Annotated in this window: 12 protein-coding genes; 11 read left to right on the forward strand and 1 reads right to left on the reverse strand. The window is 42.2% G+C overall.

Going from position 1 to position 20,914, the window contains the following annotated elements:
* Nucleotides 1-1,243: 1,243 nt before the first annotated feature.
* Nucleotides 1,244-1,576, reverse strand: a complete 333-nt coding sequence (locus DN062_RS02200; RefSeq protein WP_133256733.1) for a DEAD/DEAH box helicase family protein — start codon at nt 1,574-1,576, stop codon at nt 1,244-1,246.
* A gap of 140 nt (nt 1,577-1,716) precedes the next feature.
* Here DN062_RS02200 and DN062_RS02205 point away from each other — a divergent pair, with 140 nt between their 5' ends.
* The 11 genes from DN062_RS02205 to DN062_RS02255 all read left to right on the forward strand — a co-directional run bounded on the left by DN062_RS02205 (nt 1,717) and on the right by DN062_RS02255 (nt 20,796).
* Nucleotides 1,717-2,370: a HEPN domain-containing protein gene (locus DN062_RS02205; protein WP_112157100.1), complete on the forward strand. Its 654-nt coding sequence runs from the start codon at nt 1,717-1,719 to the stop codon at nt 2,368-2,370.
* A gap of 2 nt (nt 2,371-2,372) precedes the next feature.
* The gene (locus DN062_RS02210; RefSeq protein WP_112157102.1) at nt 2,373-2,819 is read left to right on the forward strand and encodes a hypothetical protein; all 447 of its coding nucleotides are present in this window, start codon (nt 2,373-2,375) and stop codon (nt 2,817-2,819) included.
* A gap of 227 nt (nt 2,820-3,046) precedes the next feature.
* Complete coding sequence (locus tag DN062_RS02215; protein ID WP_162301236.1) at nt 3,047-5,119, forward strand: AAA family ATPase; 2,073 nt, start codon at nt 3,047-3,049, stop codon at nt 5,117-5,119.
* A gap of 8 nt (nt 5,120-5,127) precedes the next feature.
* Nucleotides 5,128-5,499, forward strand: coding sequence for a gamma-glutamylcyclotransferase family protein (locus DN062_RS02220; protein WP_112157106.1), 372 nt, complete (start codon nt 5,128-5,130; stop codon nt 5,497-5,499).
* Nucleotides 5,500-5,652: 153 nt separating this feature from the next.
* Complete coding sequence (locus DN062_RS02225; RefSeq protein ID WP_112157108.1) at nt 5,653-6,660, forward strand: helix-turn-helix transcriptional regulator; 1,008 nt, start codon at nt 5,653-5,655, stop codon at nt 6,658-6,660.
* 17 nt (nt 6,661-6,677) lie between these two features.
* Nucleotides 6,678-7,919 (forward strand): hypothetical protein, encoded by a 1,242-nt coding sequence (locus DN062_RS02230; protein WP_112157110.1) that lies wholly within the window; start codon nt 6,678-6,680, stop codon nt 7,917-7,919.
* Between the two features lie 115 nt (nt 7,920-8,034).
* Nucleotides 8,035-10,464: a type I restriction-modification system subunit M gene (locus DN062_RS02235; RefSeq protein WP_112157112.1), complete on the forward strand. Its 2,430-nt coding sequence runs from the start codon at nt 8,035-8,037 to the stop codon at nt 10,462-10,464.
* Entirely contained in the window at nt 10,464-11,813 is a 1,350-nt protein-coding gene (locus DN062_RS02240) for a restriction endonuclease subunit S (RefSeq protein ID WP_193483866.1), read from the forward strand. The genes DN062_RS02235 and DN062_RS02240 overlap by 1 nt, the downstream gene beginning before the upstream one ends.
* 9 nt (nt 11,814-11,822) lie before the next feature.
* Nucleotides 11,823-12,986, forward strand: a complete 1,164-nt coding sequence (locus tag DN062_RS02245) for a DUF4268 domain-containing protein (RefSeq protein ID WP_112157114.1) — start codon at nt 11,823-11,825, stop codon at nt 12,984-12,986.
* Nucleotides 12,987-12,988: 2 nt separating this feature from the next.
* Nucleotides 12,989-16,024, forward strand: a complete 3,036-nt coding sequence (locus DN062_RS02250) for a type I restriction endonuclease subunit R (RefSeq protein WP_112157117.1) — start codon at nt 12,989-12,991, stop codon at nt 16,022-16,024.
* A 71-nt stretch (nt 16,025-16,095) separates the two neighbouring features.
* Nucleotides 16,096-20,796 carry a DUF3320 domain-containing protein gene (locus DN062_RS02255; protein ID WP_112157119.1) on the forward strand — a complete coding sequence of 1,567 codons (4,701 nt, stop codon included), beginning with the start codon at nt 16,096-16,098 and terminating at the stop codon, nt 20,794-20,796.
* The last annotated feature ends 118 nt before the right edge of the window (nt 20,797-20,914 follow it).

Consider the following 20,914-nt stretch of genomic DNA (forward strand, 5'->3'; position numbering starts at 1 on the left):
AATTGATTAAAAACACACATTTTTAATGACTATCTCTCTATAAGATAGGAAGTAGATTCCAACCTCTGTTGAGAATACTCGGATTAAATTTTGTCAAAGATGCTACCCATCCCGGTAAAAGATAGATTTGTCAAAGATGGGGGGCATCTTTGATTGATGAAATTTACTACGATTTAGCACTGTTTAGACCTAACTCACTATAGGGGCCCCCAGAATTGAGACAGCTCAAGCAACATAGTTTTAAGTTGTCATCCTAGGAGCGGGATCACAATGAGTGAAGGTAAAAAGCGGAAGCTGAACACGCCTGAGTTTAAAGGCAAAGTGGATCTGGAGGCTGCGCGGGTTTGTAAAAGCAATCAGTGAGGGGCGATCGCACAAGAGTATGGGGTTAACCTAGTCTTGAATTTGAATGTTCGAGTGCAAGCGCTGCCTTATGCCTGCAGAGGTTCTGACAAGGGAAAAGTAGATCGCCTGTATGGGGGAGATCGTGCGCCTGAAGATGTAAGTGGACTGGTTAAAAAATTGGGAGGGGTGAGTTTCTAAACCAGGGCCCGGATCAATTGTACGGAAGCGTTGCCCTGGATTCGTCAGTGCGAACTTGCAGATGAATCACGAGCCACAGTGCAGTTGCAATGTCCTGTTTTCGAGAATCAGCAACAGCATGGATGCAACGCGAGCGAGAGTTGGAGAACATTTTAGTTGAGAGGCTCTGGCGCAGCTTTAAACACGAGGACGTTAATTTAAAGAGCTACTCATCTTCGGGTGAGATAACAATAGGGTTGATGCAGTTCTTCGAGTTCTACAACTCATAGCGACCAAACCCCACGCTCGTTTACGAATCGCCCAAACAACTGTATGCCAGCTGCGAGGGTGGCTGCGCTATGATAGTCGATAAATTTGGTGTCATGCGATAAAAATGTTCTGATCGACTACCTTATGGAACATTAGGGGCAGCGCTGTTGAGCATTCGTAGTAGAGCAGATAGCAACTTAAACTTTATAGAGGAGTTTACTTGCGGAAGGGCCCTCTCTAGAAAGCAACAGCGGTATTTCGTGTAGCGAACTGGCAAAAGAGGAATTAATTCCGCCGCAAAGTTCATCAACCAGATCTGACAATGCCTTAAATCGCGTCAGAACATGCCTAGATTTGATTATTTCAACTAAATGATGCAATCGAGCAGAAACGCCTAAAAAAACGACTGTCGACGAAATTGAGCAGTTCTTGGCAGGCGCGATCTGTATATTCACAGACTTTCTCTTTTGCCGCTAGCTCTAACACATAATGTAATTCGTTCATCTGAATCACTTGCTGGCTTGAGTTTGGCAAGACTGTCTAAGATTAGCTGGCGTCCTGTCGTTCGTGCCGTCAGCATAAAAAGTCGATCAATCTTGTTTCGGGGCATAGCCATTAGTGCAGTGTAGGCGACCCCTAATGTTTTACCAATGCCAGTAGGGACTTCCAATAATAGGGTTCGACCTGAGCTGACTCCCTTGTATACCATCTCAATCATGTAACGTTGGTGAGGTCGAAACTCTGGAAATGGAAATACTAGATGCATCAACGCGGCGTTTTTCAAGCTAGCACAACAGTACTCAGAATTAGTTATAGAATATTTGAGCCTATTGCTGGAGTGATGCCAACAAGATAAATTGAAATGGACTAGACTGATTATTGAAGGATATCTTCCCCCATGTAAAAGACATTCTAGGACGAAATATGCACTTTCAACGACTTAAAGACCTGCACCGACAAACACGTGATCAATCAGCACCAGAACTTTCTCTACGCATTCATCGAGCACTGAGTTGGCTTCATAAGGCTGAACTGTCAGAAGATGACTTAGATGCTCAGTTCATTTTTCTTTGGATCTCGTTTAATGCTGCCTATGCAGTGGATGTTGATCTTGAGTACAGAACAACCGAAAAAGGTATGTTTATGCAGTTTTTTGAAAGCCTTGTTAGACTTGATGAAGACAAACAACTATACAATCTCGTTTGGTCTGAGTTTTCGGGTGTCATTCGTGTGCTATTAGATAACGAATACATCTACCAACCGTTCTGGGATTATCACAACGGTAAGCTATCGGAAGATGAATGGAAAATTAGCTTTGCTGCCTCTAAGAAACGAGCATCCATAGCACTCGCACATCAAGATACCACTCAAGTTCTTTCAATCGTGTTTAGACGAATTTATACACTGCGCAATCAAATAATGCATGGTGGCGCAACTTGGCAGGGTAAGGTAAATCGCTCACAGTTGAAGGATAGTGTTTCGTTATTGAAGAAGATTGTGCCTGTCATGTTGGAGTTAATGTTGCAGCACAACAAGAATGAGTGGGGTGAACCATTTTATCCAGTGACAGGAGTTTAACTATGATGCTTATAAATGGAGGTGTTCAACTATTTGTCGGTCTGATTATGCTAGTGATGCTTCCCATTAATAATGCTGCTGCTAGTTCTACAAGAGACCATTTCAATGAAATGTATCGAGATTGTGTAACGAGGGAAGGTGGGTACTTAAATAACGGTATTATCGCAATGTGCACGCAAGAGGTGATAGACGCTGTCTTAGTTCGACTTGAACATCGTGTTGAAGAAATGTCCCAGCCAAGAGTCTTTCATGGTGCTAGTGAAGGATTTGATGAATATGACCGTGAACAGCGTGCTTTGTTTCAATCTGGTGTTGAGGAGTATCAGAGATCAATCTTACAAGTTTGCAGATATATGGGGTACCACATTGGAAGTCCAGCAAATCCTCTCTGTGTGATGGATATGATGGTTAATTTGTTGGCAATTCTTGATGATTATGATCGCAAATAAAGATATTTGGATACAAGCATCAGACCATAAGTTTTAACAACTCCTCTTGCAGCGTGTTCAGATTTTTCAGGAGGATTACACTAGCTTTGCTTATTGATGAGACATAGTTGGCGGTCTGATCAAGTGTAGTCTGACCTCGCACTCTTAACTTGATGTTTGACAAGCGACAAAATTTAACGTACCTATCCCTTATATTCCCATTCATCAAGTCGAAGTGGGAGTTAGCGATGCATCTAAAGTTACAGACCTTCAAAAGCCAAGCCGTATTGATTGGAGAGCTGAACGAAGAGTTAGTTCGTCAGTGGGCATTACGTCTATTGATTGAAGCTCAGGGTTATCGCTTGATGTTTAACAATCGCAATTACTTTGATGACGATATGCTTGTTAGCTTAGGCATTGAAGTAGACGACTCAGCAGACATGACCCCAACGAAGTTGCTACGAATTTTACGACAAGCGGCTAAGCATCAAACGCATGTGCCGAATCTGCCAACAGCTTATCTGGGCAAAAATCTGAGCTTGCTGGGTGATTCACTATCCTTATCATCGATAGAGCAAGAGATTCTGGGTTTCTTGGTCATTAAAGAGCAGGACTCACGTTTATCCAATGTCATTGAGCTTTTTCATCAGCGTCGATGGGTAGGGTCACAGCAATTAGTGACGATGTTGTCTATTGCGCTGAAGTATCCCCGAAATGTCATCAGTCAGGCGCTCAGTGCCGATGCACCTTTGCGTCAGTGTGGACTGATTTCTCCAGAGGATCATCACAATGGTATCGAGTTGCTTAATGGCCTAGACGATCTCTTGTACTTCGAAGAAAACGGGCCTGACGCACTGTTCAGAAGCAATACCCTAAAGTTGCCACCCTCTGACTTGATTCCGAGTGACTTTGTACATATCCAACAAACCTATGATCGTGTCTATAACTATGTCCGACGTGCCGCCAGTAAAGGGCTGCAAGGCGTCAATATTCTTATTTATGGCTCACCAGGAACGGGTAAAACTGAACTGGTTAAGGTGCTTTCAGACGCAATGAGCTTGTCACTTTATGAGGTTAAATCCTCGGGCTCCGATGGTCGACCTCTGACAGGTGATCGGCGTTTGGCGACCTATCAGATGGCGCAACATATGTTGGCATCCGATAAGAAGAGTGTGATGCTGTTTGATGAGGTTGAAGATGTCTTCAATGATCGCATCAGCAACAACTTCAAGGCTTGTGTAAATCGTATTCTGGAAACGAATCAACGTCCGAGCTTTTGGTTGACCAATAGCCACTACACCATGGATCCTGCCTACATTCGACGCTTTGATTTTGTCTTTGAGATGCCCGAGCTCGGGGAGAAGGCAAGGTTAAAAATTGCCAAAAGAATTATGAACAATATTCCAGTCAGGGAGGAATGGCTCGTGTCGTTATCAAAACAAAAGGGTGTTCATGCCGCACATTTAGCTCAAGCTGCACGTGTTGTGAAACACTCGGGGTATCGCAAGGCTGAACGTATCGAGTCAGAGATTGATGGTATTCTGGCTTCGCTCTATCAGGCACTCGGTTACCGTGAGCATAAAAAATCGTCGAAAGTGAAGGTGCCTTATTACAACCCGGTATTTTCTAACACAGACTTTTCGCTGGACAAATTAACCCATGGATTGACGCGCAGCCGTTTGGGTCGTATCTGTCTTTACGGACCACCAGGAACAGGTAAGTCAGGGTATGCGACCTATCTTGCTAATTCATTGGAGATGCCACTGATTGCCAAAAAAGCATCGGATTTGCTGGACAAGTATCTAGGTGGTACTGAGAAAGCTTTAGCACAAGCGTTCGACGAAGCGAAACAACGTTCAGGAATTCTGCTAATCGACGAAGCCGATAGTTTTTTGACACCCAGAACACAAGCCGAACACAGTTGGGAAGTTTCTCATGTGAACGAGTTGCTGGTACAAATGGAGCAATACAAAGGCATTCTGTTGATGTCCACCAACTATATGGAACATCTAGACTCTGCAGCGCTTCGTCGTTTCGACTTTAAAATTCGTTTTAAATACTTAACACCCGATCAATGCTGGATGATGTTTAATAACCAGTTAGGTCGAGCAAAACAACATCAATTTGCCGTGACCGATGTTGAAAAGTGCAAGCCAGTGCTCATCAAGCTTCATCAGTTAACACCGGGTGACTTTGCAACAGTAGAGCGTCATCACCGTGTGATGGGAGAGGAGTTAACACCCTCGTCACTATTATATGGTTTGCAACGAGAGCACGATATTAAAACATCCGGCCAAAGTCGTGCGATTGGATTTATGTAGGTGAGCTTATGAATCTTGAACATCTTGTCGCGGTGTATGGCTCGCTTAAGCGAGGACACTTTAACCATGATCTTCTCTATGGGGCGGAGTTTGTTGGAGAAGATTGGCTTTTTGAATTCACGCTCTATGACCTGGGACCTTTCCCAGCGGTAAAAAGGTACCCATCTGACGGTGTATTGGTTGAAGTTTATCGAATCACCACACTTCAGTTGCATCGTCTTGATCAGTTAGAGGGTTTTGATTCAGAAGAGCCGCATAAAAGCTTTTATTTGAGAGTAGAAGTTGAATCCAGTTATGGACCAGTGTGGGTGTATGAATACAACCGAGAGGTTGAACCACAGCGTTTGATAGGAACAGGTAACTGGAATCCAACTGACTAAAATGCTTAATACATACTTAATTTAGGTGTTTAGTTAAATGAGAAAAATCCATTGATCATAAGCAATTAAGCGAGATTCTTTGACTTAAGTCTGTTTTAATCTCGATCTTCATTAGCTATGATGAATGGATTGGAAACAAGGATATGTGAAAGGATGACCCATCAGCACAATACATTGTTTAGGTATTTGACACTGCTACAGTTAATACCTAGATCACCGGGGTACAGAGCTACACCGACGCTGCAAGCCTTGTTGGAAGAGCGTGGCTTTCAGGTGGATCTAAGAAGCGTTCAGCGCGACCTTGAGAAAATGTCGAACAACTTCCCCTTGCTCTGCGATAAATCACAAAAACCTTATCGCTGGTCATTCGACCCTGCGTTCAAAAGTAACCTTCCTGCTCTCGATACTCCCACTGCGCTTACCCTTGTCTTGGCAGAAGAGTATCTCAAAGGTTTGCTTCCTCAGGCGGCCATTGTTCAGCTCAATAACCAGTTTACGGCTGCACGAAAATACCTAGAACAACTGAAAGAAAGTGGTTTTAGTGATTGGACTCGACATGTCAAAGCCATTCCTAATGGTAAGGCACTAATTCCGGCAACAATTAACCCGACAATCTGGGCAGAAGTTACCGATGCACTGCTAAAGGGCATTGCCTTAGATTTGACTTACTTGAGCCGAGCAAAAGGGGAGGAGAAACAATTTACACTTCATCCCCTCGGTCTAGTAGCAAGGCACAGCGTGACCTATCTGCTGGCCACTGTGGATGGCTACGAAGATATCAGACACTTTGCGCTTCATCGCATCAAGCAGGTTAAACAAAGCCGTGTTGTCTATCAGGCACAGCAAGATTTTGACATTGATGAATACCTCAAAAGTGGTGCATTTGGTTATCGGCTAGGCGAGCAAGAAATAGAACTAGTGGCCAAGATACGACCTGAAATCGCTTGGTTGTTATCAGAAACCCCCGTGAGTGAGCAACAGTCATTGTCTGAACCGGATGATGATGGATGGGTCACGCTGAAAGCCATAGTGCCGGATGACTTGCAAACGCAGTGGTGGGTGATGGGGCTTGGTGGGGAAATTATTGTGCTTGAACCAGCCCATTTAAGAAGCCGACTAGTCAGCTTGATCAACAATATGCAAAACCTTTATAGCAAATAACTGAAGAGAGTTAGTGAATGGACAATATTTCTAAAGGGTTGGAACTCAGCAATCGCAATGTAAAATATTTTTTTATTGCAATTGTCATTTTACTTATAGGAATATCTTGGCTGGAAATCATCGATCATCATTCTGCTAAGTATGTTGATGCATCCTTGACTCAAGCCACTATTGCCTTCGCTATAGCACGCGCTTTCAATGGGATCATTTCAGTTTTCAAAGAGGTGTCTGTCACTGTGCCTCTCATAGGGTTAGAGCTAGCCATAGGACAGTTGCTGGACCCTGTCAACGATCTAGTTGAGCAGTTTTCGTCATTGATGAAAATGGCTTTAGGATCCTTGATCATACAAAAAATCTTGCTTGAAATTGTTGCCAACAACTTCTTCAAAGTTATTTTCACTTTATCAGGCGTCATGCTTGCGCTTGTTGTCTACTTTGACAAACTTCGACTGATTAATGTGTTCTTTAAAAGCTTCGTTTTCTTGGCGATGCTACGCTTTCTAGTTGCGCTTACTGTACTTTTCTATGCTGCCGTAGACAAAGCTTTTGTAGAGAGTAAAACGGAACAAGAAATGGCGTTTCTAGAGACCTATCCTCTGGAGTTAGAGAGCTTTACAGATGACACAGCCGTATCTGAAGAGTTAAGGGCAGCCCTAACACTGGACTTGCAAAATATTCAACAGGATGTAGCGCTTAAAGAAGAGCAAATCCAGCAGATTGATAATAATATTGTTCAATTAGATGAATTGTTCTTATCACTTGAAACAGATTTGCAAAACGTGAATGCTGAAATTGGTACTTTCCAGCGATTAAATATTATGAGTCGCGATGAGAGAGTCGTTCAGCTTAACGAAGCGATGAGCTCCAATAGAACTCAGAAGAGAGCCTTGGAAACTGAGCGCCGTGACTTGGTTCGTGAGTTGAATAATGCAAATAGAACGATTGTCGATATTGAGAACGCATTAGAAGGAAAATCTACAGGCCTCTTTGGCTCAATCAGTAGTGGCTTCACATCAATGACTTCTGGGTTGTCCAACTTCAGAGAAAAAGTTTCTCAGTACATCGAAAATATACAACAGGCTATTCCGTCATTCATCAACCTCATGGCACTTTTTTTCTTTAAGACAATGATCTTGCCATTGCTATTTCTATTCGTCTTTTTAAAGGGTTTTAAGATGATCTGGGGAATCAATATGTGTGATGCGATCACCTCTGGTGTTGAGGATCTAAAGTCAGAAATTAAAGGCTCAAAAGCATAGATGCTTGCAGACGGGGCTGCTGTCAGACTGGTAGCCCCACTTGCCTGCTATGAACCCTTATGTAAATTGATATATATTACAATAAATTAGCTTGAATCAACTCGTAGGATTACCCATGGACCACAGTGCACACAACAAACTTATATCTTTTATCTGGAGCATTGCTGACGATTGCTTAAGAGATGTGTATGTGCGAGGTAAGTATCGTGACGTAATTCTGCCCATGGTTGTGCTTCGCCGCCTAGATACACTACTGGAACCAACCAAAGAAGAAGTTTTGGATGAAGTGAAGTTCCAAAAAGAGTCGATGAACTCTATGGAGTTAGATGAGGAGCCGTTAAAGCAGGCTTCTGGTTATGTTTTTTATAATACTTCCAAGTGGACACTGAAAACGCTGTTATCCACAGCGACTAATAATACACAGATTCTTGAAGCAAATTTTGAAGACTACTTAAATGGCTTCAGTGATAACGTAAAAGAGATAATTAAGTGCTTTAATTTACGCGCTCAAATTCGACATATGGCTAGCAAGCAAGTTTTGCTCGATGTGGTTGAAAAATTTGTCTCTCCATATATCAATTTAACACCAAACACAGCAGAAGATCCTGATGGCAATCGATTACCGGCGCTATCGAATCTAGGCATGGGCTACGTCTTTGAAGAGTTGATCCGTAAGTTCAACGAAGAAAACAATGAAGAAGCTGGAGAGCATTTTACGCCCCGTGAAGTGATCGAGTTGATGACGCATTTGGTGTTTGATCCAGTTCAAGACCAGCTTCCATTGACCATGACTGTATATGATCCAGCCTGTGGTAGTGGGGGAATGCTCACTGAATCACAAAACTTTATTGAGCAAAAGTATCCAAATGCTAACCGTGATATTTACCTTTACGGTAAAGAAATCAACGATGAAACCTACGCCATCTGCAAGTCTGACATGATGATCAAGGGTAATAACCCTGAAAATATTCGTGAAGGCTCCACCTTATCTACGGACGAGTTTGCCGGCTTTAAATTTGACTTCATGCTCTCCAATCCGCCCTATGGCAAAAGCTGGGCATCTGAACAAAAACACATCAAAGACAACAAAGATGTCATAGATACTCGTTTTAAAGTTAGTCTAAATGATTACTGGGGCAAGGAAGAGGTGGTAGATGCCACTCCACGCTCCAGCGATGGCCAGTTGTTGTTCCTAATGGAAATGGTCAACAAGATGAAAGACCCCAGTGTCAGCCCGCTGGGTAGTCGTATTGCTTCGGTACATAATGGTTCTTCTTTATTTACCGGTGATGCAGGTGGAGGTGAGAGCAATATCCGCCGCTTTATTATCGAAAACGATATGTTAGATGCCATTGTGCAACTGCCTAATAACCTGTTCTACAACACCGGTATCACCACCTATATTTGGCTGTTAAACAACAACAAGCCAGAGCAGCGCAAAGGCAAAGTGCAGTTGATCGATGCCAGCCTGCTATATCGCAAGCTGCGCAAAAACTTGGGGAATAAGAACTGTGAGTTTGCCCCAGAGCATATCGCCGAAATTACCGACACTTACTTGTCTTGTGCCGCTATTGAGCGCCAGTTGGATGCGAACAACGACCCCGTTGGTATCGCCAGCAAAGTCTTTAATAACGAAGATTTTGGCTATTACAAGGTGATCATTGAGTGCCCAGACAGACGCAAAGCCCGTTTTAGCCAGGGTGCCATTAACCCGCTGCGGTTCGATAAGCAACTTAGTGAAGTCATGGCGCATCTTTATCAGCAATATGGTGAGCGCGTCTATGAGAAAACCGGCCATGGGGCAGACCACAAACAGAGCTTCTTAAAATCAATTGAAAAAGAGATTCTAAGCTGGTGCGAAGAGCAAGATATCAGCCTGAATGCCAAAGCTAAAACCAAACTGCTGGATGTCAGCCACTGGTTAGCGCAAAAAGCATTGCTGCAAACGGCAGAGCAGCTAATGGACAACATTGGCGAGGCAGAGTTTGACGACTACAACCAGTTTAAACAGTTGGTCGATGACACCTTAAAAGCCATTGGCACTAAACTATCTGGCCCAGAGAAAAACAGCATTCTCAACGCCGTAAGCTGGTACGAAGAAACTGCGGTAAAAGTGATCAATAAAGTTGTGAAGCTGAGCGGTGATAAGTTAGCAGCATTACTGGATCATTTGGGCTGCACGGAAGGCGACCTGCCAGATTTTGGTTACTTCCCCACAAGTAAGAAAGGTGAATATATCACCTATGAGACTAACGCCGATTTACGCGACAGCGAATTCGTGCCGCTATCCGGTGGTGACAAGCAGCAAAGTATTCATCAATACTTCCTGGATGAAGTAAAACCGCACGTTGCCGAGGCCTGGATTAATCTGGATTCGGTGAAAATTGGCTATGAAATCAGTTTTAACAAGTACTTCTACCGCCATAAACCGCTACGTTCTTTGGAGGAAGTTGCGGCTGATATTATTAGCCTGGAGCAGAAAGCTGAAGGCTTAATTACGCAGATTTTGGGTGTGAAAGTTACTGAAGCTCAGGGAGAAGCGTAATGGAGAGTTTGGGGGTGATGCAAAGATATGATGATTGTCAAAAGACCCATATTCATTCTGTTGAGAATATTCCTTGCGGTTGGAATATCGTAAGGTTTCATGATGTATTTAGCTTCTCAAAGGGATTGAATATAACAAAAGAAAACCTTCAAGAACATGGTATTCCCTGTCTCAACTATGGAGAGATTCACTCAAAATTTGGTTTTGAGCTTCGCCCAGAAATTCATCCGCTTAAATGTGTTGACGAAAAGTATCTAAAGAATAATAAAAAATCGATACTGCGTTTTGGTGATTTTATATTTGCGGATACTTCAGAGGATTACGAAGGTGCAGGTAATTTCACTTATTTGAATAGTGAAGATGAAATTTTTGCAGGCTACCATACATTAGTTTGTCGTTTGAAAATAAGTGTTAACGAAAGATACCTTGCTTACGTAATTGATTCTGAAGCATTTAGACTTCAGGTTCGTAGGGCAGTAAAAGGTGTTAAGGTATTCAGTATTACTCAGGGCATTTTAAAAGGGGCCAAACTTTGGCTTGCTAGTAAAAATGAACAAACCCTAATCGCCAACTTTCTCGACCAAAAAACAGCGCAAATCGATGAAGCTATCGCCATTAAAGAGCAGCAAATCAACCTACTAAAAGAGCGCAAGCAAATTATTATTCAGCAAGCGGTTACCCAAGGGTTGGATCCTAATGTGCCGATGAAGGATTCGGGCGTTGAGTGGATTGGCAAGATACCGGCGCATTGGGAGGTTAAGCGAGCTAAATATATCTTTGACGAGATTGACGAACGTTCTAAAACAGGTGATGAAGAATTACTTTCCGTTTCACACATGACGGGAGTTACGCCACGATCGGAAAAAAATGTGTCGATGTTTATGGCAGAGGATTACACAGGATCAAAGCTTTGCAGAGAAAATGATTTAGTCATTAATATCATGTGGGCATGGATGGGCGCTCTGGGCGTCTCCGACCGTGTTGGCATTGTGAGTCCCTCATACAGTGTTTTTAGACAAAAAGTCAAAAATACATTTAATTCCAATTATTTAGAGTATCTATTAAAAAGCGTTAATTATGTAGAGTACTACAACAAAGTATCTACAGGGCTGCATTCATCAAGGCTTCGATTTTATGGGCATATGCTTTTCGCTATGAAATTTGGTTATCCCAGTTATCAAGAGCAAAACGTAATTATGACCTTTCTAAGCGAGCAAACTAGTAAAATAGACTTAGCTTTGGACTCGCTTATGGTTCAAATCGAAAAGCTCAAAGAATACAAAACTACATTAATCAACAGCGCTGTAACTGGCAAAGTTAAAATCAGCCCAGAAATGGTTGAGCAATAGGACGCGAATATGTTCACGGTGAATTATCAAACCAATCGCATTAGCCCGGTAAAAATCAAAACCTTCAGTGAACTGGGCTTTACTGAGCGTAAGCACTTGCAGGAATGGTTAGCGTATCAGCCTGATGCACTAGGCGAAGAGCTGTTGATCATCCAAAAAGAGTTCGATGGTTTTGATGATACCCGTGAACGCCTTGATTTATTGGCGCTGGATAAAGACGGCAATCTGGTGATTATTGAAAACAAGCTGGACGACAGTGGCCGTGATGTGGTGTGGCAGGCCCTTAAGTATGCCTCTTACTGTGCCAGCCTGACCAAGGCACAAATTGTCGAGATTTATCAGCAATACCTCGACCGCTATGAGCCTGTGGCAAGCGAGTCAGAGGTAAACACACCACAACATGCCGCCGCCCGTATTTGTGAATTTTTGGATGCACCAGACCTTGATGAAGTAAAGCTGAACCTTGGCAATAGCCAACGCTTAATGCTAGTAGCAGCTAATTTTCGCAAGGAAGTAACCAGCACTGCACTCTGGTTATTGGGTCAGGGCATTAATATCGCCTGCTTTAAAATTACTCCCTATGCCTTGGGCGAGCAGTTACTGATTAATCTCGATCAGATTATTCCTACCCCAGAAGCCAAAGAGCTGATGATAGGCATCAGCGCCAAAGAAGCCGAAGAGAAAAGCACGGAAGTCGTTATCAAAAATCGCTATAACGTTCGGCGTGATTACTGGGAGCAGCTGCTTGAGGTTTTTCAAAAAAGCCCATGTCAGCTTTACAACAATATCAGTCCAAGCAAAGATCATTGGTTGTCGGCTGGTTCTGGTTTAAGTGGTTGCCCTTATAACTTAATTTTTCTTCAAAAAGAGATAAGAGTAGAGTTTTCTATCAGTCGCAGCCAAACTGAAGAGAATAAATTTATATTTGATTGCTTGCACAAGCAGCGAGAGGCTATTGAACAGTCTTTTGGTCAACCTCTGCATTGGATGAGACTGGATGACAAAAAAATGTCTCGAATCCATTTCTCTGTTGAAATTGAAGGGTATAACAAAGATAACTGGGCAAGGGCCATCTCATGGCATCAAGAGCACATGATTAAGCTTGAGCAAGCGTTAAAAGCACCTTTGCAGCAAGCAGCGCAAATGCTTAAGTTTAAGGATAACAAGGAGTAAACATGGTTAGTCAAACCAATGAACTGGCATTGGAAACGGCCATAGAGCGGGCTTTGATTGGATCTAGTTTTGAAGATGAAGTCGGTTCTGTTTCAGATGCGTTAGTTCCTAGTTATGTAAACTCACATCAAGGATATCAATCGGGGCATCCAGATAGTTTTGATAAACAGTTTGCCCTAGATACGCTGTTTTTTTGGCGGTTTTTAGAGAAAACCCAGCCCACAGAGTTAGTAAAATTACAGAAAAATAATCCGAAAGATTGGCAGCGTAAGGTTCTTGAGCGTTATGACCGTGTAATCAAATCTAAAGGTGTGTTGCATCTATTGAAGAAAGGGCTGTCTGTTGATAATGCTCACCTTAATTTGATGTATCCAGCCCCTTTAGCCAGCAGTAGTGAGCAAGTTCACCTAAATTTCATAGAAAATATTTTCAGTTGTACCCGCCAAGTTCGCTACTCAAGTGCTAATCCACTGCAAGAAATAGATATGGTTTTGTTTATTAATGGTATTCCATTGATAACCCTAGAGCTTAAAAATGCATGGACAGGGCAAACCGCACGCTATCACGGCCAAAAACAGTATCGAGAAGATAGAGATCCCTCTCAGCCATTGTTGCAGTTTGGTCGATGTGTAGTGCACATGGCTGTTGATACTGATGAAGTGTATATGACCACAAAACTTGCGGGAAATAAGACCTTCTTTTTACCCTTTAACAAAGGTCATTTACACGGTCAGGGAAATCCACCGAATCCCTCAGGTCATAAAACAGCTTATTTGTGGAATGAAGTTTTTCGAAAAGAGAGTATTGCTAATATTCTTCAGCATTTTGTGCGGATGGACGGCACTAGTAAGGACCCCATCAATAAACGAACCTTGTTCTTCCCTCGTTATCATCAGATGGATGTTGTTCGAAAACTGGTGAATCATGCTTCAAATAACGGAGTGGGACATACCTACCTCATCCAGCACTCAGCTGGTTCCGGTAAATCTAACTCGATTACATGGGCTGCATACCAATTGATAGAGACCTATCCCGCTAATGAAGCCATAGCACAGGGTAAGAATCTTGATGAGCCTTTGTTTGACTCTGTCATCGTTGTTACGGATAGACGATTACTCGATAAACAATTACGGGACAATATTAGAGAATTTTCCGAAGTAAAAAACATAATTGCACCTGCACATAAGTCGAGTGAACTTAAGCAGGCGCTGGAGACTGGCAAAAAAATCATCATTACAACCATTCAGAAGTTTCCATTCATCATTGATGGAATAGCTGATCTTAGTGATAAACGTTTTGCGGTTATTATTGATGAAGCACATAGCTCTCAATCAGGCTCGGCTCATGACAACATGAATCGTGTAATGGGCAAAGCTGAAATAGAAGAGCTGGAAGATGCGCAGGATAAAATTTTACAGGCTATGCAATCAAGAAAGATGCGAGGAAACGCCTCTTACTTGGCCTTTACAGCGACACCGAAAAATTCAACTTTAGAGAAGTTTGGTGAAAAGCAACTAGATGGAAGCTTCAAACCATTTCATCTCTATTCCATGAAGCAAGCCATTGAGGAAGGTTTCATCTTAGATGTTTTAGCTAATTACACAACCTACCGAAGCTTTTATGAAATAGAAAAGTCGATAGCCGAAAACCCTTTGTTCGATACTGCCAAAGCACAAAAGAGGCTGAGAAGCTATGTAGAACGCAGTCAACAAACCATTGCTACTAAAGCAGAGATAATGCTTGATCACTTTGTGACATCGGTTGTGAATACCAAAAAGCTCAAAGGACAAGGTAAGGGGATCATCGTTACTCAAAATATTGAAATGGCGATTCGTTATTTTCAGGCCATTAATCGAAAATTAGATGAGTATGGTAATCCCTTCAAAGCGTTAGTTGCTTTCTCTGGTAGCAAAGAGGTTGATGGTATTGAATATACCGAAGCTAGTATGAATGGTTTTGCCGAGTCAGATACCCGCGATAAGTTCGATACCTCTGAATACCGTCTTTTGATTGTCGCAAACAAATACTTGACTGGCTTTGATCAGCCTAAGCTTTGTGCCATGTACGTAGACAAAAAACTTGCAGGTGTTTTGTGTGTGCAGGCATTGTCAAGATTGAATCGCAGTGCACCCAAATTAGGCAAGAAAACGGAAGATTTATTTGTCCTGGATTTTTTTAACGCCGTTGAAGACATTAAAGCCGCTTTCGACCCTTTTTACACGGCAACTTCACTGTCTGAAGCGACTGATATCAATGTATTGCATGAGTTGAAAGACACATTGAGTGATGTTGGTGTGTATGAGTGGTCTGAAGTGGAACAGTTTGTAACACTTTACTTTAACGATGCCGATGCTGAAGCACTAAGTCCTATCATTGATACGGCAGTTAGTCGATTCGATAAAGAGTTAGAGCTTGAAATTGAAGAACAAATCGACTTTAAAATCAAAGCCAAACAGTTTGTGAAAATCTACGGCCAAATGGCGTCGATCATGCCCTATGAGATCCTAGCATGGGAAAAACTCTTCTGGTTTCTCAAGTTTCTCATCCCAAAACTGAAAATTGATGATCCGGAGTCGAATCAAATAGATGCGTTGTTAGATTCAGTTGACCTGAGTTCGTATGGACTTCAGCGAGTAAAACTCAATCATGCTATTGGGCTTGATCAGAATGAAACTGAGTTAGACCCGCAAAACCCTAATCCTCGTGGTTATCGTGGTGGGGAAAAGGAAACAGATCCTCTAGATGAAATCATCAAAACCTTTAATGAGCGCTGGTTTCAAGGTTGGAGCGCGACTCCAGAAGAGCAACGTGTCAAGTTCATCAACATCGCTGAGGGGATCCGCAACCATCCAGACTTTGAAGCTAAATATCAAAACAACCCCGATCCACATAATCGGGAGCTAGCTTTTGAGAAAATGCTTAAAGAGATAATGCTCCAGCGTCGTAAGGAAGAGCTAGAGCTTTACAAGCTGTTTGCAAATGACATGTCTTTCAAAACATCTTGGACGCAAAGTATGCAGAGGATGGTGGGGCTGTAGTAGTTTTCAGTAAGTATTGATGATTTTGAAAAAATTTATATATTAGGTCTTATTCTGTCGGAGAGGCATGAATGTCATTTGAACAAAAACTAGAGTTAGCAAGGCTTGAATTGCTGGATATGGGACTCAGAGGTAATCCATTACTGAGTATACCCAAGAGTAGTAAATTCCTTGAAGTAGTTGAAGAGCGATCAGAAGACGTTTTCAGTATTCTTGTTGAAAATGGTAAGTCCATGAGCTTCCTTCCACTTCCTGATGCCTTGCAAGATACTAGTGATGAAAGTAATTCGCTACCCAGTCTAAGTGAATATCTTAAGCAAACATCTGGGGAGTCGCGCTTTAGTGATAGTTTTTTGCAAACAGACAAAGCTGCAGATAATTTAGACACACACTTACTGAAGATTGAAAGCGAAGCCCATATGCTTCTTCAGGAGCAGGGTATCGATGTGCTTCATTTGGCTTTGGGTATACTTGAATGGTATGAAGATCCCAATGCAAGAACTCCTCGTTATGCTCCATTAGTGCTGATTCCGGTTGAATTGAGTCGTGACTCAGCACGTGTAGCTTTTCGCATTAGTTACACCGACATTGATTTGTCACCTAACTTAACACTAACCACCAAATTGAGGAGCGACTTCCGAGTTAAGTTGCCAGATTACCCTGAAGAACTTTGTATATCTTCTTACTTTGATGAAGTTGAAATGGCTATCAAAGGCCAAGCTAATTGGAAGCTTCATCGTAACATGATGTACCTAGGATTGTTTTCATCAGGAAAGTTTCAAATGTATGTTGATTTGGACCCTGCAAGTTGGCCTAGTGAATCACCACTTGTTCAAAATCACTTGTTAGGCAAAGTATTGGAGACGGGTTTTATAAAAGATGCCCAAGTTCTTTCAGATATCGAGGGGCATCGACATATTTCTGAACCTGAGAAACTGCACCTAGTTAAAGATGCAGATAATTCGCAAATGGAAGCGCTAATTGCAGCGGTTGAGGGTGCTAACTTAGTTATACAGGGTCCCCCAGGTACGGGTAAGTCACAAACGATTACCAACCTTATTGCAGAGGCTGTATCAAGAGGAAAAAAAGTTTTATTTGTAGCTCAGAAAATGGCAGCACTAGACGTGGTTAAGGCACGTCTGGATGAAGCACATCTAGGCGATGCTGTTTTGGAGTTGCATAGTCATAAATCTAGCAAAATAGCTGTGCTTGACTCTTTGAGAGCGTCTTTTTCTCAAGGAAAACCCAGCGTTCCAGATCGTACCTTTGAATATCGGCGATTATCTGAGTTGAGGGAGCAACTGGATAGGTATGCCTTTGAAATCAGCAAACCAAGACTTAACTCAGGACTCAACTTTCTTCAAGCGTTGGGTGAAATGTTGAGGCTTCAAAAAATCTCCGCATTGGAGTCCGTTAACCGAATTCGATTTGATGTTCTTAAAAACTGGTCGAAAGACGAGCTTGAGCGTGCATCAAGATTACTTCAGACGGTGGAAGCATACTTGAAAGAGTTTGGTAAGCCTAATGACAATGTTTTTGCTAGCTCACGATTGAGTCGACTCTCACCATCAGAAGAGCAAGATATCCTTCGTCTTACGGTGGAGGTCCAAATTAAGCTTGACGAATTGAAAGTAGATTGCGACGAGCTTACTAAAATGATGCAGCTTCCTGAAACGGAAACGTTTAATGATATTGATCTTGTTCATAAAGCTGGTCAAAGAGCACTAAATGCACCTCATTTAAAAGGAGTTAAGGTCAGCACCCAAGACTGGCAACTTCGTCGAGACGAGATTCGCGAGTTGGTGAAGCTTGGTCAGACATTAAATAATAAAAAAGAACAGCTAAGCACGTTCTTTATTGAGTCTGCATTAATAGTTGATTTATTGCCTATAAGGGTTGGGCTTGCTGGGAGAGCTGACAGATGGTGGAGATTTTTCTCAAGTGATTACCGAAGGTCAAAGGCAATTCTAAGAGGTTATCTAAAAGGTGATCTCGAAGGGCATCCAACCGAATGGTTAGAGAAGGTAGATATAGCACTGAGTTATCAGTCAGACGAGAGGCGCTTTAGTGAAATAGAAGGGATAGGGCATCTTCTTTTTGGTGCACAATGGCAGGGTAGACAATCAGACTGGGAGGTTTTGTCACGTATTGCTGAGTGGATATTTACACTCTATGACGAGATTGGTAGTGGTAATTTGCCAGAGGGGCTTACCGATTTTCTAGAGGCAAATCCTGATGTAAAAGAACGAGCTGCAGATATTGAGGAACTTGCAGAGCGTTCAAGAGAAGTTCGTTCACTAATACAGCGATTGGTAGAGTTACTCGACTGGTCCAACCCAATGACTAAGGCCGATCTGATTGCAGATTGGTCTTCAAATATAAGTGCATGGAAAGCAAAACCTGAGCAACTTTACGGAATAGTTCGCTTTAATCAGCTTGAGGATGACATAAAAGCAGTCGGCCTTGGTGTGATATTGCCTGAGTTAAGGGGTTGGAAGTATTCTCCAGATATCCTTGTTGAATGGTTAAAGCTCAGTTATTACTCAGGATTTGTTGATAGCGTCTATTCTGAGTCTGATAAAATTGGTCGATTTGATCGAGTAAGTCATGAGCGATTAATTCATGAGTTCAAAGAACTTGATATGGCCTGCTTGAGCTTTGCTCAGGAGGAGCTAGTACGAAAGCTGCATGCATCTTTGCCTAACTTCAACGCCCCAGGTGAAATGGAGTTGATTAGAAGGGAAATCTCAAAAAAAAGGCGACATATTCCGATTAGGCGGTTGATAGCTGAAGCTGGTAATGTGATTCAGCAGGCAAAACCAGTTTTCATGATGAGTCCAATGTCAGTCGCTACATTCTTGCCTCAGGGGAAAATAACGTTTGATATGGTTATATTCGATGAGGCTAGTCAGATCCCTGCACCTGAAGCTCTTGGGGCCATGGCTAGGGCAAAGCAGGCTATTGTTGTTGGTGACAGTAAACAGATGCCACCAACTAATTTCTTCAGCAAAGCGGTTGAAATTAGTGATGAGGAAGCGGAAGAGAGTGTTACTGCAGACGTCGAAAGCATTCTGACAATGATGGAAGCCCGAGGTGCACCTGAGAAAATGCTAAGCTGGCACTATCGGAGTAGACACCACTCATTAATAGCCGTATCGAATGACCAGTTTTATGATAACAGATTAGTTTTCTTTCCTAGCTCAGGTTCTAATCCAGATGCAAAAGGTCTTAGTTTTACATATTTGCCCGAGGCTTTATACGATCGCGGTAAATCAAGAGCAAATCCGGTTGAGGCCAAGGCTGTTGCCCAAGCTGTTCTAGAGCACATTCAGAACAACTCTCATTTGTCCTTGGGTGTCGTGGCATTCAGTACCGCTCAGCGAGAGTTTATTTTGTTGGAAGTTGAACGTTTGCGAAGGGAACATCCTGAAACTGATGCTTTTTTTAACAAACACTCTAGTGGCGATGAGTTTTTCATCAAAAATCTTGAGAATGTTCAGGGTGATGAACGTGATGTCATATTTATCAGTGTTGGTTATGGCAAAACACTAGCCGGAAAGGTAAGTCAGAACTTTGGTCCGTTAAATTCTAAGGGAGGAGAGCGGCGTCTGAATGTATTGATATCACGAGCAAAACTTGCAATGCGAGTGTTTAGCAATTTCCGTGCTGATGAGCTGCGAACTGATGCTAATACTCCTTTTGGTGTTAGGGCACTTAAAGTGTTCCTTAATTACGCTGAAAAGGGTGAGTTGCCAATTTATGATGAAACTAAGAGAGAGCCGGATTCACCTTTCGAAATTGAGGTAATGAAAGCAATTCAGTCGTTGGGCTATGAGGTGGAACCGCAGGTAGGTTGTCAAGGATACTCTATTGACTTAGCGATTGTTGATCCAAGCAGCCCTGGTCGATATTTGTTAGCAGTCGAATGTGATGGTGCAAGCTATCATAGTTCAGCTTCTGCTCGTGAGCGAGATCGCTTGAGACAAAGTGTATTAGAAGGTTTAGGCTGGCGTTTTCACCGCATATGGAGCACGGAGTGGTTCCGTAACCCTTCTCAGGAAATTGCACGAATTAATCAGGCCATTGAATGTGCTATAGATTTGCAGAAGGGAATAGATGAGAGGCAGGTTATTGAGAGTGTTCTCTCAAATTCGAATACAGAAACCTTTGCTCCTGAAATAGAAAGATCAAATTTTTCACAAGAACAGACGGTGAGGAAAATCCCTCCGTATAAATCAGTGGATTTAATGTCATTGAGTTTACCTAGTCAAGTAAATGATTTTATGGCAATCAACCCAAGAACTTTAATGCAAGCTATCAAAAAAATCGTCAACCAAGAAGCGCCCATTCATATAAGCCTTCTTACCTTAAGACTATTAAATGCAATAGGTATTAGTAGGGCTGGTCAGCGTATTCAGAATAGAGTAATAGAATGTGTAAACTCTCTTGATCATCAGGATTTTCTTAATTTTGATGGAACGTATATTCATCTTAACAATACGTATGATTTCGATCTACGAGATTGGAGTGAACTACCGACTAATCAAAAAAAGTTTGAATATTTATCGTCAACAGAAATAAAGAATGTTTTTTTATTAATTGTAAAAGATGCGCACTCTATTGATCGTGAGGACTGTATTAGTGCATCCCTTAACTTGATAGGCTTTAAGCGCTTAACAAGTAGCATGAAACCAAGGCTAGAAGATGCGATTGAGGAGCTAATTTTGGAAGGTAAGCTTGTTGAAAAATCTGGGCGCTTACAGTTAGCTTAATAAGTTAAATAAAAGTTTTTTATGCTGGTTAGATTATAATGCGTTTACCCGTTAAGTGGTATAAAATAGGTTTGTTATCTCATGATTTATGATAAAATATACTCAAAAAAACATGAGT

Origin of the sequence: Nitrincola tibetensis (assembly GCF_003284585.1) — a bacterium.
Classification (GTDB): Bacteria; Pseudomonadota; Gammaproteobacteria; order Pseudomonadales; family Balneatricaceae; genus Nitrincola; species Nitrincola tibetensis.